Source organism: Kitasatospora nipponensis (genome assembly GCF_039528135.1).
Classification (GTDB): domain Bacteria; phylum Actinomycetota; class Actinomycetes; order Streptomycetales; family Streptomycetaceae; genus Kitasatospora; species Kitasatospora nipponensis.
Map to the genome: position 1 here is coordinate 1 of NZ_BAAALF010000829.1, position 628 is coordinate 628.

The window sequence follows — 628 nt, forward strand, 5'->3', positions numbered from 1 at the left end:
GTCTCGTCCCCGGGCCCGCCCACGTTCCACCGCGCCTACTGCTGCTCGGCCTTCTCCGCCGCAACCTTGGCCCGGACCTCGTCCATGTCCAGCTCGCGGGCCTTGCCGATCAGGTCCTCCAGCACCGGCGCGGGCAGGGCGCCCGCCTGGGAGAAGACCAGCGTGCCGTCCCGGATGATCGCCAGGGTCGGGATCGACTGGATGTCGAAGGCCGCCGCCAGCTCCCGCTGCGCCTCGGTGTCCACCTTGGCGAAGACGATGTCGGAGTGGCGCTCGGCGGCCTGCTCGTAGACCGGCGCGAACCGTACGCAGGGGCCGCACCAGCCGGCCCAGAAGTCGATGAAGACGAAGTTCTTGTCGTCAGCGCCCCCGATCACCTCGTCGAAGTTCTCGGTGGTCAGTTCGACGGTGCTCATAACGGCCTGCCTGCCCTTCTCGTCCGGCTGCGATCTGCGTCGGCGTCAACGGTCCGGCCCGCCGAGCTATTCCAGTGGGGCTAGTTGGTGGGCACGTAGTCGAAGCGCGGCGTCAGGGTGCCGAACATCGAGTCCGCCTTGAGCCCGTCGCCGAAGTACGCCTTGGTCAGTGTGGCCGCGTCCTCGGTGACGTGGAACGGCACCCGGTCCAG

General features: G+C 68.8%; 1 protein-coding gene. It reads right to left on the reverse strand.

Annotated features, from left to right (window positions below; genetic code table 11):
• Positions 1 to 35: 35 nt before the first annotated feature.
• Complete coding sequence (locus tag ABD323_RS43565; RefSeq protein WP_184921523.1) at positions 36 to 416, reverse strand: thioredoxin family protein; 381 nt, start codon at positions 414 to 416, stop codon at positions 36 to 38.
• Positions 417 to 628 lie beyond the last annotated feature (212 nt).

What these genes read in the sequence shown, in the direction of transcription:
- ABD323_RS43565 (WP_184921523.1), bottom strand. Translation starts at nt 416, where the DNA reads ATGAGCACCGTCGAACTGACCACCGAGAACTTCGACGAGGTGATCGGG.